This window comes from Buttiauxella agrestis ATCC 33320 (assembly GCF_000735355.1).
In the GTDB taxonomy this organism is placed as follows: domain Bacteria; phylum Pseudomonadota; class Gammaproteobacteria; order Enterobacterales; family Enterobacteriaceae; genus Buttiauxella; species Buttiauxella agrestis.
In genome coordinates, this window is record NZ_JMPI01000020.1 from 191859 (window position 1) to 209439 (window position 17581).

Here is a 17581-nt window from a genome sequence, read left to right on the forward strand (position 1 = left end):
CCTTAATTATTGCGCGAAAGGATTTTTGGTTTCATAAGAACGGGTATATAACGCATCGGAAATTAAATACTCGTAAATTTCTTCAACGATCTCGATGCCTTCACGCGCTGTCGTTTTCTCGTAAATATCCAGGTTTTGACCAGGATAATAAACTTGTGAGAATCCCGGAGCGGGTTTAACCGCATTTAATTGCTGCATGGTTTGCGTTATTGCTCTGCGGAAATAATCACTGCCGCCAAAATAGTCAGGGTTAATCACAATATGTAATTGACCAAGATTACGCCCGGCACTTAAATCGTCATACATTGAGCTGACCTGTTTGCCAAACGGCAGGCCAAGCAAAATGCCGGAAAGCACATCAATCATCATCATTAGCCCGTAGCCCTTCGGCCCAGCGGCTGGCAGTAAAGCATGAACGGCAAACGGATCGGTGGTCGGCTGGCCATTTTTATCCACCGCCCAGCTGTCCGGAATTGGCGTATTACGCGCCCGCGAGTCCAGAATTTTGCCCCATGCCTGCACGGTCGTTGCCATATCAAACGTGACAACATCATCGTTTTCACCGGGGGCCGCAAACGCCAGAGGATTCGTCCCGTAATAGATTTCTGCGCCACCAAACGGCACCACCATCGGGTCGGACTGACAAACTGAAACCCCGACCAGACCGGCTTTTGCAGCCTGTTGCACAAAGTACGAAAGCGCCCCGCTGTGGCCCATACTACGAATACCAACCACCGCCACGCCGTTCTCTTTCGCCATGCTGATGGCGTGTTCCATACCCAGTTTTGCTATCACCTGGCCGGCACCGTTGTCACCATGCAAAATGGCGGAGCATGGGCCAGTCTGTTCAAAGCGGATCTGCGGATTACAGTTTGTTCCACCCTGCGAGATGCGCTGTGCGTAGTATTCAACACGTACCGCCCCGTGAGAGTGAATCCCACGAGCATCGGCATAGACCAGCACTTCTGCCACGGTAGCCGCATGGTCTTTCTTGAGTCCGGCCGCGGATAATTTGTTTATGATGAGATGCTGGAGTGTTTCCCGACTGATTTTCATCTGTCTTCCTTTCTGTTACCCATAGAGCTTAATTCCGCCATAACATACCCGCTGGAATGATAAAAATTGTGATCTCAATAGGGTTATTTTTATTGTTAGAATTAATTTGAAGATGGCTGTGTTTTCTGTAATTAATTTTAATTAATAGATATGCAGATAATATTAAACAATTCCCGTATGACTATTTGAATAACTTTGCTAATAAATTTGTTGTGATATTTGTCACCTTAATTAATTCATTGAGGAAATAACCTGCAAGCCATTCAACAGGCTTTTCGGTGATGAGGAATTATCAATGATTCACGCCTTTATTAAGAAAGGATGTTTTCAGGATTCGGTCAGCTTAATGCTTATTTCCCGCAAGCTGAGCGAAACCGAAGGTGTCGATGATGTTTCGGTAATGATGGGCACGCCTGCTAATAAGACGCTGCTCGAAAACACAGGCTTCTGGCATAAAGATTTTACTGGAGCAACGCCTAACGATATTTGTGTGGCCATTCGCAGTGAGAATGAAGATGCTGCGATTGTGCAACTCATTTGCCAGCAGCTTGATTCTGCTCTGGAAAGCGCCGGGCAGGCTGGCGGCAACGGGCAAAAACTGGTGCAGGCAAGGCGTTGGGAAAGTGCCTGCCAGAAGCTGCCTAAAGCCAATCTGGCACTGATTTCTATCGCCGGGGAATATGCGGCACAACTCGCAAACCAGGCGTTGGACAGCGACAAGAACGTGATGATCTTCTCCGATAACGTCTCGCTTGAAGATGAAATCGCGCTGAAAACCAAAGCCCGCGAGAAAGGTTTGATTGTGATGGGGCCAGATTGTGGCACCACCATTGTGGCGGGTACGCCGTTGGCGTTCGCCAACGTGATGCCGCAGGGCAACATCGGCGTGATTGGCGCATCCGGTACCGGTATTCAGGAGCTGATTTCGCAGATTGCACTCGGCGGCGAAGGGATCACCCACGCCCTAGGACTGGGCGGGCGAGATTTATCGGCACAGGTGGGCGGCATTAGCGCGTTAACAGCGTTAGAGATGCTGAGTCACGATGCGCAAAGTCAGGTGCTGGCCTTTGTCTCAAAACCCCCTGCAGAAGCGATTCGTAAAAAGGTCATTGCGGCGATGCAGGCGCAAAGCAAGCCGGTGGTAGCGCTGTTCCTCGGCCATAAATCAGCGCTCAAGCGTGATGGCAATATCTGGTTTGCTGACACCATTGACGAAGCAGCGCGTATTGCATGCTTGCTCGGCAGCGTTGAACGTGCGCGGGCGCTTTCACCCAATGTGGTCGGCGGCAAAATCAGCGGCTTGTTTACCGGCGGCACGCTGGCTGCGGAAACCGCGATGTTGCTGGCCGAACAGCTGGGTGTGGAGGCCGACGACGCGCACCATCACGGCACCATGCTTGATGCTGACGGCCACCGGGTCATCGATCTGGGGGATGATTTCTACACCGTCGGTAAGCCGCACCCGATGATTGACCCGTCAACGCGCAATCAGATGATCAAAGACCTGGCGAACCAGCCGGAAGTCGGCGTGTTATTGCTTGATGTGGTGATCGGTTACGGCGCTCAGGAAAACCCCGCCGCTACGCTTGCCGAAGCGATTTGTGCGCTGAAAGCCAAACGCGCTACGCCACTGGCGATTATCGCTACCGTCACGGGAACGGAACAAGACCCACAGTGCCGCTCGCAACAACGCGCAATTTTGCGTGATGCGGGCGTGATGGTGATGGACACCTTGCCGCAGGCCACGCAGCTTGCGAGTTCGCTTATCGCTTCCGCTCCCGCGCAAGCCGAGCAATCCGCACCTTCACTGCTCGATGGCGTGGCGGTGATCAATGCCGGGCTGCGCAGCTTTGCTCAGGATTTACAGGCGACATCTACCGCCGTGGTGCATTTCCAGTGGGCGCCGATTGCCGGTGGCAATCCTCATCTGGCCCGTTTATTAGCTCGTTTACACTAAGAGGTTGTTATGACGACATCTGTGGCGCAAGCCAACACCGCAGTGATTGAACGTATTCGCAAAGCCCGCCCACACTGGCTGGATGTTAAACCTGCCGCATCGCTGATTAGCGTGCTAAATCGCGGCATGACGCTGCTGCACGCCGGGCCGCCCATGGTATGGGAAAACATGACCGGGCCAATGAAAGGGGCCTGCATCGGCGCATGCCTGTTCGAAGGCTGGGCAAAAGATGAGGTGCAGGCGCTGCAACTACTGGAGGGGGGTGATGTCACTTTTGTGCCTTGCCACCACGTTAATGCCGTTGGCCCGATGGGCGGGATTACTTCGGCACATATGCCGATGCTGGTGGTGGAAAATATCACTGACGGCAATCGCGCCTACTGCAATCTCAACGAAGGTATCGGCAAAGTAATGCGTTTTGGTGCCTATGGAGAAGACGTACAGGCGCGCCATCGCTGGATGCGTGATGTGCTGGCTCCGGTATTGAGCGCCGCACTTTCGCAAATGGAACGTGGGATTGACCTCACCGCCATGATGGCGCAGGGCATCACGATGGGCGATGAGTTTCACCAGCGTAATATCGCGACCTCCGCATTGCTGATGCGCACGCTGGCACCGCACATTATCCGCCTGAATCACGATAAAACCGAGCTTGCGCAAGTGATGGATTTCCTTAGCGTTACCGATCAGTTCTTCCTGAACCTGGCGATGGCGTACTGCAAAGCGGCAATGGACGCCGGAGCGGAAATAAAAGCGGGCAGCATTGTGACTGCGATGACGCGCAACGGGCATGAGTTCGGTATTCGCGTTAGCGGCCTGGGCGACCGCTGGTTCACGGCTCCCGTCAATACGCCGCAGGGGTTGTTCTTCACCGGTTATTCCCAGGAGCAGGCCAACCCGGATATGGGTGATAGTGCCATTACCGAAACCTTCGGCATCGGCGGCGCGGCAATGATTGCAGCACCCGGCGTGACGCGCTTTGTGGGCGCGGGCGGTATGGACGCGGCGCAGACCGTATCCGAAGAAATGGCGGAGATTTTCCTCGAGCGCAATATGCAACTCACGATTCCAGGCTGGGATTTCCAGGGCGCGTGTCTGGGGCTGGATATTCGTCGCATCGTCGAAACGGGGATTACGCCGCTAATCAACACCGGTATCGCCCATAAAGACGCGGGAGTCGGGCAGATTGGCGCGGGTACGGTGCGTGCGCCGCTGGCCTGTTTTGAGCAGGCGCTTGAGGCGTTGGCTGAAGCTTTGGGTGTGGAATAAAAGTGAGCGAGTGCTTATTACCGTTGCTGCGGAGTCGTCAGGCTCCCGCATTCCGCCAGCTTTGGCGGGTCACGGGGGTCTACCCGCGCACCATTAATCTGGCCGCCAACGACGGCGCATTATTAACGCTGCACCGCGCCGGTGAAGGTGTCAGCCCGATGGGATGGGTGCTGCGCCATGACGATCATCAGCGCCTGCGACTGGCACTCAAGCGTGATACCCCAATCAGCGTTACCGAAAAGGGGCTGAATTTAGCCGGATATCATCTGGTTGCGCCGCAACGTGAGTGCTCGCTTCGCCTGCCGGATAACCCGGCTGTACCCTGTTTGCAAACCTCGCTGTTGTATTGCAATGCGGAAACCGGGCTTTATGGCCCGCTTTCTACGATTGCCAGCCAGCCGTTACCCGTGGAGTTACGCCAGTTTCAACGTAGTTTCCGCGCGTCGCTTGCAGGCAAGGTGGTGAACTGGTGTCGGATGCTCGGGAAAGGGCCAGGTTTGACGCCGACCCACGACGATATTCTGGTCGGCATGTTGCTGGCAGGGTGGTATCACCGCCGGTTAAGTGCAGAATGCGGCGCGCATTTTTTTGACGCCTCCGTTGATTTACGCGCGACGACAACGCAAGTGAGCGTTAACTATCTGCGCTTTGCCGCACAGGGCGTGTTCTCCTCGCCATTACTGCATTTTGCACATTCATTAACTTCACCGGCTCGCCTGCCGTTTGCCACCCGGCAATTGTTATCGCTGGGACACACTTCGGGCGCGGATACTTTGCTGGGTTTTTGGTTAGGGCAGCGGGTCGTACTGTAACGTTTACAAGGATATGTGATGAAAACTTTAGTCGTAGCTCTTGGCGGGAACGCGTTGCTACAGCGTGGTGAAGCGCTGAGCGTGGAAAATCAGTACCGCAATATTGATAAAGTGGCGAGTGCGCTGGCGCGGCTGGCGAAAGATTTTCGCGTCGCAGTGGTGCATGGCAACGGCCCGCAGGTAGGGCTGCTGGCACTGCAAAACCAGGCGTATAAAGAGGTCGCGGCTTATCCGCTCGATGTGCTGGTGGCCGAAAGCCAGGGCATGATTGGCTATATGCTGGCGCAGCGTATGGCGCAGCAACCGCATATGCCGCCAGTTACCGCCGTGTTGACGCGTATGCTGGTGGACCGCCATGATCCGGCGTTTACATCACCCGAAAAGTTCATCGGCCCGGTTTATTCCCCGGAGCAACAACCCGTCCTTGAAGCGCAACACGGTTGGCTGATGAAAGCCGATGGCCGTTATATTCGCCGCGTCGTGGCGTCACCAGCGCCGCTTAAAATTATCGACAGCGAAGCCATCGAGCTGCTGTTAAAACATAACCATATGGTGGTGTGCAGCGGTGGCGGCGGGGTGGCGATGGTCGAAGGCAAAAATGGGCTGGAAGGTGTGGAAGCGGTGATTGATAAAGATCTGGCGGCGGCGTTACTGGCGCAACAGATTGACGCGGACGGGCTACTGATTCTGACTGATGCCGATGCGGTGTATGAAAACTGGGGTACGCCACAGCAACGGGCAATTCGCCGGGCAACACCCGACGCGCTGGCACCGTTTGCTAAATCGGATGGTTCAATGGGGCCAAAAGTGGCGGCGGTCAGCAGTTTTGTTCGCCAGCACAACAAACCAGCATGGATTGGGGCGTTGGATCAGATTGAACAGATTCTGGCGGGTGAAGCCGGAACCTGCATCGCAATGTAAGTTTTATGGCGGATGACGCAAGTTGTCCGCGTTACGTCCGGCTGCGCAGCCAGGATTCGACCTGGCTGTAGTCGCCACGAAACACAATATTTCCCGCTTTTTTGCTGAGCTGGTAACGATACATCGGGTCGTAATACTCTTCGAGCAGTGGCGCAAGCCAGGCCAGATGCCCCTCAACGGAACCGGTTTTACGTTGCAATTCCAGCGCGTTATCCAGATGTTTGCTGAACTGAGCAAAACGCTCCAGCCCCAAACGACGGCGTATAGCAAACAGGCCATGATGCAAATATTCGGCATAGTTTTGCCAGGCCGTTTCTTCGTCATGAATCGACAAAAACGCACTGCTCATTTGCTGGAAATATTCGGTTTTCAGGCGCTCTAAACGCTGCTCAAACGGGTCTTCAATCACCACAATCGGTGAGCGTAGCATCTGCTCTCTGAAGCATTCCGGAATATGGCGCGAGCCAATCATGCGGCCTTCATCTTCGATAACCCAGGTGACTTCGCCACCGTCACTTTTCTTCAGCAGGGTAACAGCAAGGTTATTTTCAAAGTTCGTTTGCGAGGGCTGTTCCACAATCGTGCGGCCAAATGAGGAACCACGATGGTGCGCCAACCCTTCAAGGTCAACGCCGGTTGGCAATGAGCGAATCAGAATGGTTTTGCCCCCGCCAGTGTTACCGCTGACCAAAATCATCGGCCAGCGCGAGCGGGTTTCAATCACGTCCATTGCGTAATGGCGCAGTGCTTTATAACCGCCCTCGACCAGCGGATAGTCAACACCCGCTTCGCGTAACCATTGCTGAACCAGATGCGAACGCATCCCGCCGCGTGCGCAACACAGATAACCCTGCGGATTTTCGCGGCATGCGGCAAGCCACTTTTGCAAACGCGCCTCACGGATTTTGCCATGAACCAGACTATGCCCTAATTTCACCGCCGCCTGCTGCCCATGCTGCTTGTAGCAAGTGCCTACGGCTGCTCGCTCTTCATCGGTCATCAGCGGTAAATTCAGCGCGCCAGGCATCGCCCCCTGGCTGAATTCAACCGGCGCGCGCACGTCGATAAGCGCCGTACCGTTGCGCAGCAGATGGTCATAATTTTGAGTATCAGGACGAGCGTTTTGCATATAAAACCTTAGAGCGAGTGAGGCCAGAAACGCCGTGGATTGTGCGCTTTCGCGTATAGAAAAGAAAGGCTGGGGAAATTGAGGGGCAGAGCGGGTGAGCAAAAATGCCACCCGCTACTGTGATTAGAACTTACTTTGCGCCCAGGCAATGCCGCTGGCGTATTCCGCTGGAAGCAAAGGTACCAGTGCCTCGAGAGAAGCGCTCAGTCTGCCGGTATCGCTGTCGTTCAGGTTAAGATGGCCGACTTTGCGGCCCTCGCGCACTTCTTTATCGTACCAGTGTAAATGGACCAGCGGCAGTTTCAGCCAGTCGTAATTCAGGTCGGTGCCGATAAGATTGACCATCACTGAAGGCGAGTTCACCACAGGTTGCGGCAGTGGCAGTTCCACAATCGCCCGCAGATGCAGTTCAAACTGGCTGATGGATGCGCCATTTTGCGTCCAGTGCCCGCTGTTATGTACGCGCGGCGCAAGCTCGTTAATCAGCAACCCGGCGGGAGTGATAAAGCACTCCATCGCCATCACGCCAACATAATTCAGCTCGTGCAAAATCGCCGAAAGCATGGCTTCAGCCTGTTGCTGCTGCTCAATGTTGGCCTGTGGGAACACCACGCTGGTGCGCAGAATGCCGTCCTGATGCAGATTGTGCGTCAGCGGATAGAACACGGTTGTGCCATCGTGACCGCGAGCGCCTACTAACGAAACTTCACCCGAGAAGTTAATCCCTTGCTCAACGATGCACTCGCCATAGCAATCGTCAGGCAACTGATCGGTTTCATGGCTGTGTAAACGCCACTGCCCGCGCCCGTCGTAACCGCCAACGCGGCGTTTCACAATGGCTAATTCACCCAGATTTTGGAAAACACTCGTCCATTCATCACGGCCAGAGAGCAGTTGCCACGGTGCGGTAGCCAGTTCGAGCTTATCGAATAGCTGCTTTTGTGTCAGACGGTCGGCGATAATCGGGAAAACATCGCGATTCACAAACGCGTTATGACGCGCTAATTCGCGGGTGAGGGCGGTTTCAGGCCAGCGCTCAATTTCTGCGGTAATAACACTTTGTGCAAATGGCACAGCTTCAGGTTCGGCATCAAGGCCAACCGGATAAACGGCGATGCCCAGCGGTTCACCCGCCTGGCGCAGCATTCTGCCTAACTGACCATTACCTAATACGCAGACGCGTTTCATGCGTCACCCCGTGGATCCGGGTTTTCCAGCACTTCGTCAGTCTGACTTTGACGCCACGCTTGCAGGCGCTGATGCAAGCCGCTGTCATGCAGGGCAAGAATTTGAGCGGCCAGCAGCGCGGCATTCGCAGCACCTGCTTTGCCAATCGCCAGCGTGCCGACGGGAATACCACGCGGCATTTGCACAATAGAATAGAGACTGTCTACGCCGCTTAATGCCGCACTTTGAACGGGCACGCCCAGCACGGGGACCAGAGTTTTCGCCGCAATCATGCCCGGCAAATGTGCCGCTCCGCCTGCACCCGCAATAATCACCTGCAAACCGTTGTCGCTTGCTTGTTCGGCAAAACTGAACAGTTTATCGGGAGTGCGGTGTGCGGAAACCACTTCTACATGGTGCGGGACTTCAAGGGCGGTGAGGATTTCTGCGGCAAACTGCATGGTAGCCCAGTCACTTTTGGAACCCATGACAATGGCGATACGCGCTGGGGTCTGGTTGGAGGACATGCGTCTCAAAACTCCTGTGGGTATGCAAACATCACCGAACGTGGCTCGGTCGGTCAGAAGGGCTCAGAGAATACCATGAACATAGAGCAAGGAAAACGGTTGCGTGGTTAACAAAACGGCAAAAAGAGGTGATTTTATTTAAAAGGAGAAAGGAATTAACTCTACGTCTTCGGCTGTGACTTTAATCATCGATCCCTGCGTGTGCCATGCGCCAAGCACGCAGCGAAACGCGGGTTTACCATTGGCTGAAATCGGATGAATTTCCGGGCGATGGGTATGACCGTGGATCATCCATTGCACCTGATGGCGTTCGAGGGCGTCGATAACCGCGTGCGGGTTCACATCCATAATCGCCATGGATTTACTGCTATTTGAGGCTTTGCTGTCAGCACGCATTTTGGCGGCGACGCGTTTGCGGATAAACAGCGGTAGGGCGAGGAATAACCATTGCAGCCAGGGCTGGTGGACTTTTTTGCGGAACGCCTGATAACCGTGGTCGTCAGTACATAGCGTGTCGCCGTGCAGCAGCAATATTTTGCGGCCATACAGTTCAACGATTTTTTCTTCTGGCAGCAGCGTCATACCGCTTAAGCGGGCAAAACGTTTGCCAAGTAGGAAATCCCGGTTGCCATGAATAAAGAAGCAAGGCACGCCAGAATCCACCAGGTCTTTGATGGCTAGCGCGATTTGGCGGTGCAGCAGCTCCGGATCGTCGTCGCCAATCCAGGCTTCAAAGAGATCGCCAAGGATATAAAGCGCGTCTGCTTCCCGAGCGCGGCCTGCCAGAAAACGCAGAAAACCGGCGGTGATCGCCGGTTCTTCTGAACACAGATGTAAATCTGCGATAAAAAGCGTCATCGCCATCGGGCGAATTATTCGCTTACGGTTACGCTAGTGATAACCACGTCTTCTTTAGGAACGTCCTGGTGCATACCGCTGCGACCCGTGGACACGCCTTTGATTTTCTCTACTACGTCCATGCCTTCAACGACTTCGGCAAACACGCAATAACCCCAACCTTGCATGCTTTCGCTGCTGAAGTTCAGGAAATCGTTATCCGCTACGTTAATGAAGAACTGGGAGCTTGCAGAATGTGGCGCCTGGGTACGAGCCATTGCCAGCGTGCCCTTGGTATTTTTCAGGCCGTTATTCGCTTCGTTTTGAATGGTGTCTTTGGTTTCTTTCTGCTTCATACCCGGTTCAAAACCGCCGCCCTGGATCATAAAACCGTTGATCACACGGTGGAAAATGGTGTTGGCGTAGAAACCTTCGCGGCAGTACTCGAGGAAGTTTTTAACAGTTTCAGGCGCTTTATCATCAAAAGTTTTGATTACGATATCGCCGTGATTAGTATGAAAAGTAACCATGCTGTGCATCCTATATTTAGTCAGACAGTGTTCCGGCAGACGGTGCCGCCACACAAGGTGGTTGTTATAGCATAACTGTACACTGTGAGTCAGTAAGCTATATCCTCGCAAAGCACACTGCCTCTGGGTAAAATTATGGTTTAATATAGCCAATTGCACCGTTTCGACACACTTACATGGAATCCCCTGATGTTAAAAATCTTCAATACAATGAGTCGCCAAAAAGAGGAATTCAAACCTATTCATGCCGGAGAGGTTGGCATGTACGTGTGTGGTATCACCGTTTACGATTTGTGTCATATCGGACATGGTCGTACTTTTGTTGCCTTCGATGTGGTTGCGCGTTACCTGCGTTTTATCGGCTATAAGCTGAAATACGTGCGCAACATTACTGATATCGACGACAAAATTATCAAACGCGCTAACGAAAACGGCGAAGATTTTGTGGCGCTGGTTGATCGTATGGTGGCTGAAATGCATACCGATTTCGACGCGCTGAACATTTTGCGCCCGGACAGCGAGCCTCGCGCCACTAAACATATCCCAGACATCATCGAAATTGTTGAACAGCTTATCGAGCGTAATCACGCCTATGTTGCCAGCAATGGCGACGTGATGTTCTCCGTGGAAACTGACGCGGATTACGGCAAGCTTTCGCGTCAGGATCTGGATCAACTGCAAGCTGGCGCTCGTGTTGAAGTCGAAGCGAACGTTAAGCGCAGCCCAATGGATTTCGTGCTGTGGAAGATGTCTAAACCGGGCGAGCCAAGCTGGCAGTCGCCGTGGGGCGAGGGCCGTCCAGGCTGGCACATCGAATGTTCGGCGATGAACTGCAAACAGCTCGGCAACCATTTTGATATCCACGGTGGTGGTTCAGATTTGATGTTCCCGCACCACGAAAACGAAATCGCGCAGTCCACCTGTGCGCACGGCGGCGAATACGTTAATACCTGGATGCACTCAGGCATGGTGATGGTCGATCGCGAGAAAATGTCCAAATCACTGGGCAACTTCTTTACCGTGCGCGACGTGCTGAAATATTACGACGCGGAAACCATTCGCTACTTCCTGATGTCCGGCCACTATCGTAGCCAGTTGAACTACAGCGAAGAAAACCTGAAACAGGCGCGTACTTCTCTGGAGCGTTTGTACACTGCACTGCGCGGCACAGATTCAAATGTTCAGCCTGCCGGTGGCGAAGCGTTTGAAGCACGTTTCCGTGAAGCGATGGATGATGACTTTAATACGCCGGAAGCCTATTCCGTACTGTTTGATATGGCGCGTGAAGTGAACCGCTTGAAAACAGAAGATTTGGCTGCGGCAAATGGCCTGGCGGCGGCGTTACGCCAGCTTTCGGGCGTGCTGGGCTTGCTTGAGCAAGATCCAGAAACGTTCCTGCAAGGCGGGGCGCAGTCCGATGACAGCGAAGTGGCTGAAATCGAAGCGCTTATCAAACAGCGTAACGATGCGCGTCAATCTAAAGACTGGGCGCTGGCAGACCAGGCTCGTGACCGCCTCAATGAAATGGGTATCGTGCTGGAAGACGGTGCGCAGGGTACCACCTGGCGTCGCAAGTAATTTTTATTCCCTCAATAATACAGAAAGCGGCTTAGGCCGCTTTTTTTATCAGCTATTATATTGGAGATAAGAATTAAAAAAGGTCTATTCATGGATACGGTAAATAATCAAAACAGCGGCCACAGCTATCCATCGTTTTATCCCCCTCGTCCAGTCACTGAAATAGCGTTGTTGCGTCAGGCGCTTAGCGCGGTGGGAACCGATCAAATTTTTCATTCTCGGGATGAGATTTACGCTATTCGGGAAAATGAAAAATCCCTCTATTTATTTGCCGACGGGCATTTCAGCGCTATTCGTAGCGTTGACGGTTTGGTGCTTTCTTCGGTTCGCGGAGAGCTGATTTTTGGCATTGCAGAATGTATGAGGCCACGGGGTGGCTGGTTTTTAAAGGTTGAAGAAACGTGTACGGCGCGCGTTGTGCCAGCCGATCAGGCATTTGCCATTTTTACGCAACAACAGTTATGGGAACCGGTCGCGAGCATTCTTTCATGGTTTTTGCAGATTTACTCCCTGCGTGAAGAGCATTTGGTAGGTGTGTCGGCGTATGTCATGGTGCGCAATAAATTAATTGAACTTCAAACCCTGGCGCCTGAGATGCGCTGCAATATTAATGTGGCGGACTTTATTCAGGAACGTACGCAACTTGCCCGAAGCACCATCATGGCGATTCTGGGTGAGTTACGCCGTGGGGATTATGTTGAGATAAAGCGCGGAAAGCTGGTGACGGTAAAATATTTGCCAAAAGAATATTAAAAAAGCGGCCCATCGAATGATGAGCCGCTTTTTATTATGAATGGCGAATCAGATAATCAAACGCGCTTAGAGAGGCTTTGGCACCTTCGCCGGTGGCGATAATAATCTGTTTGTATGGGACGGTGGTGCAGTCACCCGCCGCAAATACGCCTTTCACCGTGGTTTCGCACTTAGCATCAGTGATGATTTCACCCATGCGGTTACGTTCAACGCTGCCTTCCAGCCAGTTGGTGTTTGGCAACAGACCGATTTGCACGAAAATACCTGCCAGCTCAATATCATGCACTTCTTGTGTCACACGATCCTGATACTTCAGTCCAGTCACTTTGCTGCCGTCGCCTTTCACTTCCAGCGTTTGGGCATTCAAAATAATATCGACGTTTTTCAGGCTACGAAGTTTCTTCTGCAAGACCTGGTCGGCCTTCATTTCCGGGGCAAATTCCAACAGCGTAACGTGTTCAACAAGACCCGCCAGGTCAATCGCCGCTTCCACGCCGGAGTTGCCGCCGCCAATCACCGCCACGCGTTTGCCTTTAAACAGCGGGCCGTCGCAGTGCGGACAGTACGTCACGCCTTTGGTGCGGTACTGTTCTTCGCCCGGCACATTCATGTTGCGCCATTTTGCACCCGTCGCAATGATGATGCTGCGTGCGCTCAGTGTGGCGCCCGAGGCCGTTTGAATCTGGTGTAATCCGCCTTCGGTTTGCGCCGGGATCAGTTTGCTGGCGCTTTGCGTGTCGATAACGTCAACGTCGTAATCATCAACGTGCGCTTTCAGTGCGCCAGCCAGTTTCTGGCCTTCAGTTTTTGGCACTGAAATGTAGTTTTCAATATCAACGGTATCTAAAACCTGGCCGCCGAAACGCTCGCCCATCAGACCGGTGCGAATGCCTTTACGCGCGGAGTACACTGCCGCCGCCGCACCTGCCGGGCCACTGCCGACGATCAGCACATCGTAGGCCTCGCGTTTATTCAACGCTTCGGCAGCACGTTTTTCAGCCCCGGTATCAATTTTGCTGACGATTTCAGCCAGCGTCATGCGCCCCTGTCCGAACTCTTTACCGTTCAGGAATACCGCGGGTACGCCCATGACATTGCGATCCGTAATCTCATTCTGGTAAACGCCGCCATCAATCGCCGTGTGGCTGATACGCGGGTTCAACACGCTCATCAGGTTAAGCGCTTGCACCACGTCCGGGCAGTTGTGGCAGGAGAGCGAGTAATAGGTTTCAAAATGGAAATCGCCGTCGATTTCACGAATTTGCTCCAGCAAATCCTGCGACTCTTTCGACGGGTGTCCCCCGGTTTGCAGCAAAGCTAAAACCAGAGAAGTAAATTCGTGGCCGAGTGGGGAACCGGCAAAACGCGGGCCTTTATCGGAGCCTGGATTGGTAATCAAAAATGACGGTTTGCGCACCGGCAAATCGTTATTAATGGTGAACGTAATCTTGTCGGATAATCCCGCAATATCCGCCAACAGAGCGCCTAATTCAGAAGACTTGACGCTGTTATCAAGTGTTGCAATCAACTCAACAGGTTTGGTGAGCTTCTCAAGATAAGTTTTGAGTTGAGTTTTCATATTAATATCGAGCATGTGTGTCTCCCTGTTGTATTGGCGAGAAAAAGCAGGGTGGACAGGCTTGCGCGCTGCCCACCACTAAGTTGCTTATTGCAGGTGTTTATTGTCTTATTATTTTTTAGATCTTACCGACCAGATCTAAGGACGGAGACAGAGTCGCTTCGCCTTCTTTCCATTTGGCCGGGCAAACTTCACCTGGGTGAGAAGCCACATACTGAGCGGCTTTCACTTTGCGCAGTAGGTCAGATGCGTCACGGCCAATGCCTTCCGCAGTCACTTCGATAGCCTGAATGATGCCCTGTGGGTCCACAATAAAGGTGCCGCGGTCAGCCAGACCCTGGTCTTCACGCATGATTTCGAAGTTACGAGTCAGTGCGCCAGTTGGGTCGCCGATCATCGCGTATTTGATTTTCGCGATAGTGTCAGAGCTGCTGTGCCATGCTTTGTGAGTGAAATGGGTGTCGGTGGAAACAGAGTAGATATCCACGCCCAGTTTCTGGAATTCTTCATAGTGGTCAGCAACATCACCCAATTCAGTTGGGCAAACAAAAGTAAAGTCAGCTGGATAGAAGAAGAAAACGCTCCAGCGACCTTCTACATCCTGCTCGGTAACTTCAACGAATTCACCGTTTTTAAAAGCGCTGTTTTTGAATGGTTTGATTTTTGTATTAATTAAAGACATCTGTACTTCCTCCGTTTTGCGATGGGAGAAAGGTACCGAATATAAGCATTTGGTTCTAATGGGTAGGCTGTATCGAATCAAAAGGTATAACCTAACAACCTGAGCGACAGGCAAAAAAAAACCACCCGTTGCCGGGTGGCCTATATTTGTTGCGCGTTACAATTCCACTTTAAAAAATCATAACAGCGGCGGGATTAAATCATTGATGCCGCGTATCGGTCAATCGACCTAATCGTTGTATTAACGATGATTGTAATAGCTGCCAGCTATTGATCATTGACTCATCTTGCCAACAGAACCCGAACAATTCCGAAATGCAGCACACTTTCATGTCATGGAAATTGCAGGAACGTGACAACAACGTTAGATTTAGCCTTCAGAAATGACTGAATACAGCTTTGCGCCAGTGAGCGCGTTTATTTCGAGGGTCAGGCGTTGTCGGAAATGCTTTCAATTGTGTTGTTTGTTGCAGCCATCGCCGTGTATGCCGCTAAAGCTGGACGCAATATCTGGTGGTTTAGCGTCATCCTTTTTATTTTGGGTCTGTATATTGTCCTGAACGTCACTTTTGTTGCCAGTAATTACTTTACCGGTGAAGGGATTAACGACGCAGTACTGTACACGCTGACCAGCAGCATGACCGGAGCCGGAATTGGTAAATACATCCTGCCGGGCGTGGGGGTATTTGTTGCGCTGGTGGCGGTTTTTGGCGCGTTGACCTGGGTTTTACGCCGCCGAAAAGGTTATCCGCATCATTTTGGCTACAGCTTGCTGGCGCTGGTTTTGGCGCTGGCCTCGGTGGATGCGTCGCCGGCTTTTCGTCAGGTGGCTGAGCTGGTGAAATCACAAACGCGTTCGGGTGATTCCGACTTCGCTGTGTATTATCAGGTTCCGCAGGGGGGGATTAAAAATCCAAAACTCAACCTGGTTTATATTTATGGCGAAAGTCTTGAACGCACCTATTTCGAACCTGAATTATTCCCTGATTTAGCACCGGAATTAACCGGGCTTAAAAATGAAGGAATAGATTTCAGCCATACCATGCAATTACCGGGCACCGATTACACAATTGCCGGAATGGTCGCTTCGCAATGCGGCATTCCATTATTTGCGCCATTCGAAGGGAATTCATCCGCTTCGTTATCGAGTTTCTTCCCGAAGAATATTTGCCTGGGCGATATCCTGAAAGCGTCTGGTTATGAAAACTATTTTATGCAGGGCGCAGATTTACGCTTTGCAGGCAAAGACGTCTTTTTACAATCTCACGGCTTTGACCACATGTACGGCGCGCAAGAGCTGAAAACCATGGTTGCTGACCCGCAGTACCGCAACAACTGGGGTTTTTATGACGATACAGTACTGGATGAAGTCTTTGAGAAATATGTGGAATTGTCGAAAGCGAATAAGCGTTTCTCGCTGTTTACGCTCACGGTTGATACTCATCACCCGGACGGTTTTATCTCAAAAACCTGTAAACGCCGCAGCTATAATTTTGACGGCAAAGAAAACCAGTCATTTAGCGCAGTGGCCTGTAGCCAGGAACATATTGCCGCTCTTATCGAAAAAATAAAGGCCTCACCATATTTTAAAAATACCGTGATTGTGGTGAGTTCTGACCATCTGGCAATGAACAATACTGCATATAAATACCTCAATCAGCACGAGCGTAATAACCTGTTCTTTATTCTCCGTGGTGATAAACCGCAGGCTGATTTGGTGCCCGTTAAACGCAGCACTCTGGATAACGGAGCGACGGTGCTGGATGTTCTGGGCGGTGATAATTACCTTGGGTTAGGGCGCAGCAGTTTATCCGGGCAGTCGATTGCATCTGTCTTCCTTAACGTCAAAGAAAAAGTGATGGAGTGGAAACCAGACGTTATCGATCTGTGGAATTTCCCGAAAACCATTACTCAGTATGAAATTGACCAGAAGAAAAATACCTTCAGCTACTCTGGCGCACATTTCAAAATGCCTTTGTTGCTGCGTATTCTGGATAAAAAAATCGAGCCGTTGCCTGAAAGCGAATATTCCGCGCCGCTGCGTTATCAACTGGCTGACTTTAAAGAAAACGATAAATTCATTTGGGTCGATCGCTGTTTTAAAATGGCGCGTCTGTGGGATTCAAAACTGGCACTTTCCACCGGGCTGTGCGTGGCTCAGGGGCAAATGGGCGGTCAACCCACGGTGCGTTTAATCGAACAGCAGCAGGAACAACATGCGGTTGAATTCGCCAGACAGGATATCGACAAAACGCGCTTTAAAAAGAATGTCGCGTTACTCAAAGTGGATGAAAATGCCATTCGCTATCAGGCCGATAGCTTTATTTTCAACGTGCCGGGCGCGCCAGATAACGTCAAAGAGTTTAGCGGGATCTCACGCCCGGAAGAGTGGGGGCGCTGGTCAAATGCTAATCTGGCACCGGAAGTGAAAATTGAATATGCCGAACCGCTGCCAGAGAAATTTGACCTGGTGATTACGGCTAAAGCGTTCGGCCCGAATATTGGCCAGCCAGTGCCGGTGAAAGTCGGAAACCAGCAGCAGACACTCACGCTTGGCGAAGAATTAAGTACCACTACCTTGCATTTTGATAACCCGGAGCGCAGTCATCTGCTGGAAATTATCCCGCCGCAGCCGAAGTTATCCAATGAAGGCAATATTCTTGGCCATGAGCCGCGTAAGCTGGGGATTGGTATGGAAGATATTAAAGTCGTGCCCGCCACGTAGTTGTCGGATGACGCTTGCGCTTATCCGACCTACGCAAAGAAACGTAGGGTGGATAAGCGC

15 protein-coding genes are annotated in these 17581 nt (G+C 52.1%); 7 read left to right on the forward strand and 8 right to left on the reverse strand.

Annotated elements, in window-relative coordinates; genetic code table 11:
- Positions 1-6: 6 nt before the first annotated feature.
- A complete protein-coding gene (allD, locus tag GBAG_RS04520; protein ID WP_034493793.1) occupies positions 7-1056 on the reverse strand; it encodes an ureidoglycolate dehydrogenase in 1050 nt (349 codons plus the stop codon).
- A gap of 295 nt (positions 1057-1351) precedes the next feature.
- Here allD and GBAG_RS04525 point away from each other — a divergent pair, with 295 nt between their 5' ends.
- Genes GBAG_RS04525 through GBAG_RS04540 form a run of 4 tightly spaced genes read left to right on the forward strand, consistent with a single transcriptional unit; the run spans position 1352 to position 6015 of the window.
- Positions 1352-3013, forward strand: coding sequence for an acyl-CoA synthetase FdrA (locus tag GBAG_RS04525; RefSeq protein ID WP_034493794.1), 1662 nt, complete (start codon positions 1352-1354; stop codon positions 3011-3013).
- Positions 3014-3022: 9 nt separating this feature from the next.
- Positions 3023-4282 (forward strand): YlbE family protein, encoded by a 1260-nt coding sequence (locus GBAG_RS04530; protein ID WP_034493795.1) that lies wholly within the window; start codon positions 3023-3025, stop codon positions 4280-4282.
- A gap of 2 nt (positions 4283-4284) precedes the next feature.
- Entirely contained in the window at positions 4285-5094 is an 810-nt protein-coding gene (locus GBAG_RS04535; RefSeq protein WP_034493796.1) for an oxamate carbamoyltransferase subunit AllH family protein, read from the forward strand.
- An 18-nt stretch (positions 5095-5112) separates the two neighbouring features.
- The gene (locus tag GBAG_RS04540; protein WP_034493797.1) at positions 5113-6015 is read left to right on the forward strand and encodes a carbamate kinase; all 903 of its coding nucleotides are present in this window, start codon (positions 5113-5115) and stop codon (positions 6013-6015) included.
- A gap of 31 nt (positions 6016-6046) precedes the next feature.
- Here GBAG_RS04540 and mnmH read toward each other — a convergent pair whose 3' ends face one another.
- From mnmH to ppiB, 5 genes are all read right to left on the reverse strand, one after another.
- Positions 6047-7144, reverse strand: coding sequence for a tRNA 2-selenouridine(34) synthase MnmH (mnmH, locus tag GBAG_RS04545; RefSeq protein ID WP_034493798.1), 1098 nt, complete (start codon positions 7142-7144; stop codon positions 6047-6049).
- Between the two features lie 123 nt (positions 7145-7267).
- Positions 7268-8332, reverse strand: a complete 1065-nt coding sequence (gene purK / locus GBAG_RS04550; protein ID WP_034493799.1) for a 5-(carboxyamino)imidazole ribonucleotide synthase — start codon at positions 8330-8332, stop codon at positions 7268-7270.
- Complete coding sequence (gene purE, locus GBAG_RS04555) at positions 8329-8838, reverse strand: 5-(carboxyamino)imidazole ribonucleotide mutase (RefSeq protein WP_034493801.1); 510 nt, start codon at positions 8836-8838, stop codon at positions 8329-8331. Before purE ends, purK begins: the two co-directional genes overlap by 4 nt.
- A 138-nt stretch (positions 8839-8976) precedes the next feature.
- Positions 8977-9696, reverse strand: coding sequence for a UDP-2,3-diacylglucosamine diphosphatase (lpxH, locus tag GBAG_RS04560; RefSeq protein WP_034493842.1), 720 nt, complete (start codon positions 9694-9696; stop codon positions 8977-8979).
- 14 nt (positions 9697-9710) lie between these two features.
- Complete coding sequence (gene ppiB / locus GBAG_RS04565) at positions 9711-10205, reverse strand: peptidylprolyl isomerase B (RefSeq protein ID WP_034493843.1); 495 nt, start codon at positions 10203-10205, stop codon at positions 9711-9713.
- A 189-nt stretch (positions 10206-10394) separates the two neighbouring features.
- On the opposite strand from ppiB, the gene cysS reads away from it, so the two are divergent.
- Both cysS and GBAG_RS21820 read left to right on the forward strand, forming a co-directional pair.
- Positions 10395-11783: a cysteine--tRNA ligase gene (gene cysS, locus GBAG_RS04570; protein WP_034493802.1), complete on the forward strand. Its 1389-nt coding sequence runs from the start codon at positions 10395-10397 to the stop codon at positions 11781-11783.
- Positions 11784-11873: 90 nt separating this feature from the next.
- On the forward strand, positions 11874-12536 hold the full coding sequence (locus tag GBAG_RS21820; protein ID WP_051873635.1) for a helix-turn-helix domain-containing protein: 663 nt from the start codon (positions 11874-11876) through the stop codon (positions 12534-12536).
- Between the two features lie 34 nt (positions 12537-12570).
- On the opposite strand, the gene ahpF is transcribed toward GBAG_RS21820, so the two are convergent.
- A complete protein-coding gene (gene ahpF / locus GBAG_RS04580; RefSeq protein WP_034493803.1) occupies positions 12571-14130 on the reverse strand; it encodes an alkyl hydroperoxide reductase subunit F in 1560 nt (519 codons plus the stop codon).
- Positions 14131-14233: 103 nt separating this feature from the next.
- Positions 14234-14797, reverse strand: coding sequence for an alkyl hydroperoxide reductase subunit C (gene ahpC, locus GBAG_RS04585; RefSeq protein ID WP_034493804.1), 564 nt, complete (start codon positions 14795-14797; stop codon positions 14234-14236).
- 435 nt (positions 14798-15232) lie between these two features.
- Between ahpC and opgB the strand changes: the two genes are divergently transcribed.
- Positions 15233-17521, forward strand: coding sequence for a phosphatidylglycerol--membrane-oligosaccharide glycerophosphotransferase (gene opgB / locus GBAG_RS04590; protein ID WP_034493805.1), 2289 nt, complete (start codon positions 15233-15235; stop codon positions 17519-17521).
- Positions 17522-17581 lie beyond the last annotated feature (60 nt).

What these genes read in the sequence shown, in the direction of transcription:
- allD (WP_034493793.1), bottom strand. Translation starts at nt 1,056, where the DNA reads ATGAAAATCAGTCGGGAAACACTCCAGCATCTCATCATAAACAAATTA.
- purK (WP_034493799.1), bottom strand. Translation starts at nt 8,332, where the DNA reads ATGAAACGCGTCTGCGTATTAGGTAATGGTCAGTTAGGCAGAATGCTG.
- ahpF (WP_034493803.1), bottom strand. Translation starts at nt 14,130, where the DNA reads ATGCTCGATATTAATATGAAAACTCAACTCAAAACTTATCTTGAGAAG.
- mnmH (WP_034493798.1), bottom strand. Translation starts at nt 7,144, where the DNA reads ATGCAAAACGCTCGTCCTGATACTCAAAATTATGACCATCTGCTGCGC.
- lpxH (WP_034493842.1), bottom strand. Translation starts at nt 9,696, where the DNA reads ATGACGCTTTTTATCGCAGATTTACATCTGTGTTCAGAAGAACCGGCG.
- cysS (WP_034493802.1), top strand. Translation starts at nt 10,395, where the DNA reads ATGTTAAAAATCTTCAATACAATGAGTCGCCAAAAAGAGGAATTCAAA.
- GBAG_RS04540 (WP_034493797.1), top strand. Translation starts at nt 5,113, where the DNA reads ATGAAAACTTTAGTCGTAGCTCTTGGCGGGAACGCGTTGCTACAGCGT.
- ppiB (WP_034493843.1), bottom strand. Translation starts at nt 10,205, where the DNA reads ATGGTTACTTTTCATACTAATCACGGCGATATCGTAATCAAAACTTTT.
- GBAG_RS21820 (WP_051873635.1), top strand. Translation starts at nt 11,874, where the DNA reads ATGGATACGGTAAATAATCAAAACAGCGGCCACAGCTATCCATCGTTT.
- GBAG_RS04530 (WP_034493795.1), top strand. Translation starts at nt 3,023, where the DNA reads ATGACGACATCTGTGGCGCAAGCCAACACCGCAGTGATTGAACGTATT.
- ahpC (WP_034493804.1), bottom strand. Translation starts at nt 14,797, where the DNA reads ATGTCTTTAATTAATACAAAAATCAAACCATTCAAAAACAGCGCTTTT.
- GBAG_RS04525 (WP_034493794.1), top strand. Translation starts at nt 1,352, where the DNA reads ATGATTCACGCCTTTATTAAGAAAGGATGTTTTCAGGATTCGGTCAGC.
- purE (WP_034493801.1), bottom strand. Translation starts at nt 8,838, where the DNA reads ATGTCCTCCAACCAGACCCCAGCGCGTATCGCCATTGTCATGGGTTCC.